Below are 7,466 nucleotides of genomic sequence, written 5' to 3' on the forward strand. Positions count from 1 at the left end.
GGGGAGATCATGGACGGAGGCCCTCCGTACCGGTGGGCGGGAGGACGATGGCGGTGAAGCGCAGCCGCGCCACGCCACCAGCTTCGATGCGGTCGATGGTCCACGTCATGCTCGCCGCGTCATAGCGGCCATCCAGCGGCGTCGTCTGCACGATCCGGAACCCCGGCTCGTTGAAGGCGCGTGGAATCACGACGTTCGTGGCCGCGCCGGTGCCGATGTTGGTCACGGTGAGCGTGAGCGTGATCGTATCGCCGACGGCGGGCGTCACCGTACTTGGCGTGACCGCAAACTCGAGCATCGGCGGCGGATCGGTCACGGTGACTCCGAGTGCGGCACTGCGCGGGGTTCCGGTGTTATCGATCCCGATCACCTGCAGCGTGTACTCGCCTGGCGGCAGCGACGCGGGGATGAGACCGGCGCCGGTGAAGGTGCCATTGGCGGTGACCGGGATCGTCCCGAGCAGAATGGGCGTCCCGTTCTTCGGATAGAGGTAGAGGGTCACGACCGTCGCCGGCTTGAAGCCGGTGCCGTCGGTCGCCGCCTGCCCGCCACGATCGAGCACGATCGCCTTGTTGGTGTCCACGGCGATCGGCGCGCCGCTCTGATCCTTCGAACGGAGCGAGAGCGTGATCGGGCCCGCCGTCAGCCGCAGCGTTGTGTCCTGCACGACGGTGGTCGTGACGGGCACCGTGCCGGCGGGCGTGGTCGTCGTGCCGTTGCCCGGCGGCACCGTGGGCGGGGCGCCGGTCGGGCCGACAGGTGCTGGACCGACGGGGGCCACCGGGCCCGCGATCGCCGACGGTGCACTCTCGCCGCACTCATTGCGGGCGGTCACGCGCACCTGCACGGGCTGGTTGTTCGTCAGCGGCGCGATGACGGCGGAGAGGGTCGTGCGACCGTTCACGGTGAGCGTGGTCCACGTGGTGCCATCGAGCGACCACGAGACGGTGTAGCCAGTGACCAGGCTGCACCCTTCGGTGAGCGGCAGCTGCCACGACACGGTGAGCTGTCGATCCCCACTGGTGAGCTGCACGTTGGTCGGTGCGCCCGGCGGCGTGAGCGCCGTGATCGACGCGGTCGTGCGCGGCGCGCCGATCAAGGAGAGGGTGTAGTTGGCATTGCCGGTCCCGCTGAGACGGGCGTTGGTCAGTGAGACCGGCTTGTTCGTGCCCACGGCGGGCGAGTCGAAGGCGGCTTCGAGATCGGTCACCGTGATTGCATCCGGCGCCACGATGTTCTGCACTGTCAGCGTGTGGCTGGTGACCGTGGCGCCGGTGGTGTTGTCGAAACGCTTGTCGCTCGCTGTGAAGGCGCCGGTCAGCGTCACGGTGCGTGGCGTGATCGCCGCAGTGGTCGTCGGGGCGCCGGTGTAGTCCACCGAGTAGAGCCCGGCGTTCGTACCGCCCAACGTCACGCTCACGATGCGCACGGTCTTGCCCGTGCCCACTGCCGCGTCATCAAAGGCGAGCACTGCTTCGCTGATGGCGACCTGATGCCCGCCACTCACGCCGACGAGCGTGAGGCCGCTCAGGGTGCCGGTGGCGTTGGTGGTGCGGTCGTAGACCTTGTTGTCGGCGCGGAGCGTGCCGCTGATGGTGACCGGCCCACCCACGGGCGTGATGTTGGCCGTAGTGGTCGACGCGCCGGCCAGACTCAGGCTGTAGTTGCCGGCGTCCCCGCCGGTCAGGCTGGCCGCCGAGAGCGATACCGTCTTGCCGTTGGCCACTGTGGCGGAACTGAACACGGCGCTGACGCCGGTGAGAGAGACCACGTCCGGGGCGATCACGCCGGGCAACGTCAGGCTGTTGGTGCCGATCGTCGCCGTCGCCGTTCCGTCGAAGGGCTTGTTGTTGGCGGTGAAGCTGCCCCCGATCGTCAGCGGTTTGGCCGTGATGTTGGCGGTAGTGGTGGGCGCGCCACTCACGCTGATGCTGTAGTTGCTCGCGTCGGCGCCGGTAATGGTCGCCGCCGTGAGGGACACCGTCTTGCCGTTGGCCACCGTGGCGGTACCGAAGGCGGCGGTGACGCTGTTGATCGACACGACATCCGGTGCGACGACGCCGCTCACCGTGAGGCTGTTGGTGGCGAGCGTGGCGCTGGTGGTGCGGTCGTACTCCTTGTTGGACGCCGTGAAGCTGCCGGTGAGCGTCAGCGGCGCCGGTGTGATGTCGGCGGTGGCCGTTGGCGCACCGGTGAGATCCACACTGTAGCTGCCCGCGTTGGCCCCGCCGAGCGTGATCGAGGAAATCACGACCGTCTTGCCGGTGCCCACCGGAGCCGACTGGAAATCGAGCGACACGGCGGCGATCGAGACCTGATCGCCCCCATTCACGCCCACGAGTGTCAGCCCGGTGGTGTTGCCGGTGGCGGTCGTCGTGCGATCGTAGACCTTGTTGCTCGCGGTGAAGGTGCCGCTCACGGTGATCGCTGTGCCCACGGCGAGGATGCTGGCCGTTGTGGTCGGGGCGCCGCTGAGCGTGAGCGAGTAGTTCGCCGCGTCGGCGCCGGTGAGGCTGGCGCTCGCGAGGGACACGATCTTGTTCGCGCCCACGCCCGCCGTCCCGAAGGCGGCCGTTTCGCTCGTGAGCGACACCGCATCCGGCGCAATGACGCCGCTCAGCGCGAGGCTGTTGGTCGCGATGGTCGCGCTGGTGTTGCCGTCGTAGTTCTTGTCGCTGGCGGTGAAGCTGCCGGTGATGGTGAGCGGTTTGGCTGTGATGTTGGCGGTGGTGGTCGGCGCGCCGGCCACACTGATGCTGTAGTTCCCCGCATCGGCACCGGTGATGGTCGCCGCGGTGAGCGAGACGGTCTTGCCATTCGCCACCGTGGCGGTGCCGAAGGCGGCGGTCACGCTATTGATGGAGACCGCGTCCGGTGCGATCACGCCGCTCAGCGTGAGGCTGTTCGTGGCCATCGTCGCGGCGGTGGTGCGGTCGTACTGCTTGTTCGACGCCGTAAAGCTGCCACTCAGCGTGAGTGGTTTGGCGGTGATGTTCGCCGTGGCTGTGGGCGCGCCCGCGAGATTCACGGTGTAGGAGCCGCCGTTGGTGCCGCCGAGCGTTACCGCGGAAATGACGACCGTCTTGCCGGTGCCAACGCCCGACGATTGGAACGCCAATGTCACCGACGCGATCGTCACCTGATCGCCACCGTTCACCCCGGATAGCGTGAGGCTGCCGGTGTTTCCGGTCGCGGCGGTGGTGCGATCGTACAGTTTGTTGTTGGCCGTGAAGCTGCCGCCGATGGTGACCGTGCCGGTGGACGCGTTGATCACCAGTTCATTGGTGGTCGCGTCGGAGAGCGTGAAGCCGTCGGCGTTGGTGATCGTTGCCGTGACCTCGTACGTCCCGACGCTGAGCGCGGGGCTCGGTGTGAGCGACCAGGTGGTCCCCACGATGGTGAGTGCGGGCGACGAACTCGTGGTGTACTGCTTGCCGTTCACCACGACGGCGAAGGTCTCGCCGGCGGCGAGCGTAACCGTACCGCTGATGGTCGGCGACGTGCTCGTCGTTGTCAGCGCCGTGACGGTCACCGGACCGGCGGGGCGCGACTGCACGACGGTCGCCAGATAGCTGTTGAGCCCGTTCAGCGCGCCCGACTGGGCAGCGTTGCCGTTGGTGGACTGCCCGTCGGCCAGCGGGGTGGTGCTGTTGCCGGCGATGTAGCCGCCGATGCTCGAGCCTCCATTGCTGCTGCCATCGGTGATCTGAATGGAGCTGCCGCTGCCGTACGTCCAGGTGATCGGGCTCGCCGGACGGGGGAGAATGCCAATCAGATAGGTGGTGCCGCCGCTGTTCCGCCAATTCACGGAGGCGGGAATGTCCACCGTGGTGCCATTGGTGCGCACCAGTCGCAGGGTGCCGGGGATGTCGTTCCCCTGGATCTCGAACTGATTCGTGGACGAGTTCTGAATGAAGAACGTCCTCGCAATACCCAGGGTGGCGTAGGTGAGGACGTTGTTGGCGGTGCCGGCCGATGTGCCTCGCGTGCCAATGAAGCCCGCGGTGAAGGGCACACTGATGATGTTCTGGGCACGGAGGGTCGCGCCGGACAGCGCGAGCAGGGCGATCGTTCCGGCGGCCCGGAGGCGCCAGCGTGCACGATCGGAGAACTGGGTCATGTGAGGCTCCAAGCAGATTGGGATGCGCCCACTGATCGGCGTGGGGCACCGCTGGCTGGCAGTCTCGACGCGCCCTGTCCCTCGCTTCACATCGCTGAGCAACAATTGCAATGAATGTTTGCTCATCCCGCAGGCCGTACTGGGAATTGGCCGACCGTCCGCCGTGATCGCGTGCCCGGCTGCAGATTGGACGCAGTGCCCATCCGGACCCCGCCCCGGCTCCCTCCCTGCCATGTCGCACGACCTCCCCGATCTGCCCGACACGCCGGCCGCTGAGCTGTCGCGTCGCGCCTTCCTGCTGCGCGCCAGTCTGGCCGGCGCGGCGGTCTCTCTCGGTCTGCCGCTTGCCGCGCGGGCGCAGGGGCTACGCTCCCCCGCCGCGCCGGATGCGCTGGCCGATGGGGTCCTGGATGCCGCGGCGACGCCCGCCGCCATCGGGCACCTCTCGGCGCCGCCTCCCGCCGCGAGCTATGCGGGCCTCCGCTGGCGCCACCTGGGCCCCTTCCGGGGCGGGCGGGTGGCTGCCGTCAGCGGCGTGCCGGGGAAGCCGAACGAGTTCTACTATGGTGGTGTGAACGGCGGCGTCTGGAAGAGCGTGGACGCCGGCCGCGTCTGGCGCCCGGTGTTCGACGAGCAGCCGGTGGCATCGATCGGCGCGATCGCCGTGGCGCCCTCCCGCCCGGACACGGTGTACGTGGGGAGCGGCGAAAGCACGCTGCGCGACTCCACCGGCTACGGCAACGGCGTGTACAAGAGCACCGATGCCGGTGCGACCTGGACGCACCTTGGCCTCGAGCAGACGCATCACATCGGCAAGGTCGCCGTTGATCCGAAGAACCCCGACATGGTCTTCGTGGCGGCCATCGGCAAGCTCTACTCGGCGAGTGAACAGCGCGGCGTCTTCCGGTCGACGAACGGTGGCAAGTCGTGGCAGAAGGTGCTGGGGCCCAACCCGAACGTGGGCGCGGTGGATGTCGTGATCGATCCCACCGACTCCAAGGTGGTGTACGCGGCGTTGTGGGCCACGCGCCGTCCGCCCTGGTTCACGTATGCACCCACGAACGGCCCGGGCGGTGGGCTCTACAAGAGTGTGGATGGCGGCAACACGTGGACGAAGATGACCAAGGGGCTGCCCGCCGACGGCATCGGGCGCAGTGGCATTGCGGTGAGCCCGAGCAATCCGAAGCGCGTGTACGCGGTGATCGATTGTCTGTTGCCCGAGCCCGGTCAGCAGGCCGCGCCGGCGCAGGTGGGGGTACCGCAGGCGAACGGGCAGGGCGGGGTGTTCCGCAGCGATGATGCCGGCGCGACGTGGACGCGGCTCAGCGGCGATCCCGCGCTCTGGGGGCGCGGGTGGTACTTCGAAAAGATTGCTGTGGACCCAAAGAACGCGGACATCGTGTACGTGCCCAACGTGAGCGTCTCGCGTTCCATGGATGGTGGCAAGACGTGGGTGGCGCTGCGCGGCTCACCGGGCGGCGACGACTATCATCAGGCGTGGGTGAGCCCCGATGACTCCGACACCATGATTGTCGCGAGCGATCAGGGCGCCATCATCACGCGCAATGCGCGCACCGCCGACCCGATGGCGGTGACGTGGAGCTCGTGGCTCAATCAGGCCACCGCGCAGGTGTATCACATCTCGGTAGACTATCGTTTTCCGTACTGGGTGACCGGCGCGCAGCAGGACAGTGGCGCCGTAGCCGTGCGATCACGCGGCAAGTTCGGCCAGATCTCCACGCGCGACTGGGAGCCGATCGCGCCCGGTGGTGAAAGCGGCTACACCGCGGGCGATCCGCTGCACCCGGGCGTGGTGTACGGAGGCACCGGCGAGCGCTGGGATCTCGAAAAGAACGCGGCCATTCCCGGCACCACGGCGCCGCGCGGGCCGGAAGCAGCGCGCACGGATTGGACGCAGCCGCTCGTGATCTCGAAGGCCGATCCGCATCAGCTGTTCTATGCGAATCAGTACGTCTTCCGCAGCACCGACGGCGCCCGCTCATGGACGCGGCTGAGTGACGATCTCACGCGCCCCAATCCGGGGATTCCCGCGAATCTCGATGCCACGGCCGCCGAGCAGGTCGATCGCAATGGCAAGCGCGGGGTGGTGTACACGGTGGCGCCAAGTCCGCTCGCGCCCGCGATGGTGTGGGTGGGGACCGATGATGGTCTGATCCATCTCACGCTCGATCAGAAAGCGTGGAAGGACGTGACGCCGCCCGCGCTCACCAGCTGGAGCCGCGTGACGATGATCGAGGCGGCGTATCACGACGTGAACGTGGCGTACGCGAGCGTCGATCGGCATCAGCTCGAGGATTTCGCGCCCTATCTCTATCGCACGCGCGATCAGGGCAAGACGTGGCAGCTGATCACGAAGGGGCTTCCGGCGGAAGGCTACTGCCACACCATCAAGGCCGATCCCAAGCGCCCGGGGCTGCTCTTTGCCGGCACCGAGCGCGGTGCGTTCGTGAGCTTCGACGATGGCGACACGTGGCAGCCGCTGCAGCTCAATCTGCCGGTCACCAGCGTGCGCGACTTCCAGATCTACGGCAACGATCTCATCGTGGGGACGCACGGTCGCGGCATCTGGGTCATCGACGATATCGCGCCGCTGCGCCAGCTGAGCGACGCGATCGTGGCGTCCACGGTGCATCTGTTCCAGCCGAGCGATACGGTGAACGTGCTCACCACGAGCGACAACGGCACGCCACTGCAGAAGGACGAACCGCAGGCGCCCAATCCGGAGCCGGGCGTGCCGATCGACTACTGGCTCGCGCAGGCGCCCAAGGGGCCGGTCACGATTGAGATTCTCGATGCCACCGGCACGGTGGTGCGCACCTTCACCAACGCGCCGGGCGCAGCGGCGCCAGCCGGTGGTCGTGGTGGTGGGGCGGCGCCGGGACGCCTCCCGAATACCAGTGCGCTGTGGCGGGTGCCGCCGGCGCCGTTCAACGCGGGGGCGGGGATGCACCGGGTCATCTGGAATCCGGTCAGCGGCGGCGGTCGCCGCGGCGGCGACGGCGGCGGCGTTGGTGCGCCGCAGCAGCAGACGGGGATGTTCACGGCGCGCCTCACCGTGGATGGCGTGGTTCAGACCCGAACATTCCACGTGGCGCCTGATCCGCGGAGTGCCGGGTTGGCGCCGTAGTCTGGCGTCGCAAGAGGGCCAGATCGATGAACTGATCACATCCAAGACATCCACGAGGTCCAAGGCAATGCCGGAATGGCTCGCGGCGGAAGCCGCCTGCCCAGGGATGACTCGGATCTCGTGGATGCCTTCTATGAGAAAGGCCAACTAGTCAAGGCCACCGTGGTGGCCTCGCGGCTGGGTCCTGCGCGAGAATCG

At 67.9% G+C, this 7,466-nt stretch carries 2 protein-coding genes; one reads left to right on the forward strand and one right to left on the reverse strand.

Going from position 1 to position 7,466, the window contains the following annotated elements; translation table 11 throughout:
- Positions 1-7: 7 nt before the first annotated feature.
- A complete protein-coding gene (locus K2R93_17940; protein ID MBY0491725.1) occupies positions 8-4,120 on the reverse strand; it encodes a DUF11 domain-containing protein in 4,113 nt (1,370 codons plus the stop codon).
- Between the two features lie 232 nt (positions 4,121-4,352).
- Here K2R93_17940 and K2R93_17945 point away from each other — a divergent pair, with 232 nt between their 5' ends.
- Positions 4,353-7,268, forward strand: coding sequence for a hypothetical protein (locus K2R93_17945; protein ID MBY0491726.1), 2,916 nt, complete (start codon positions 4,353-4,355; stop codon positions 7,266-7,268).
- Positions 7,269-7,466 lie beyond the last annotated feature (198 nt).

It is taken from the genome of Gemmatimonadaceae bacterium, from assembly GCA_019752115.1.
Classification (GTDB): domain Bacteria; phylum Gemmatimonadota; class Gemmatimonadetes; order Gemmatimonadales; family Gemmatimonadaceae; genus Gemmatimonas.

What these genes read in the sequence shown, in the direction of transcription:
- K2R93_17940 (MBY0491725.1), bottom strand. Translation starts at nt 4,120, where the DNA reads ATGACCCAGTTCTCCGATCGTGCACGCTGGCGCCTCCGGGCCGCCGGA.
- K2R93_17945 (MBY0491726.1), top strand. Translation starts at nt 4,353, where the DNA reads ATGTCGCACGACCTCCCCGATCTGCCCGACACGCCGGCCGCTGAGCTG.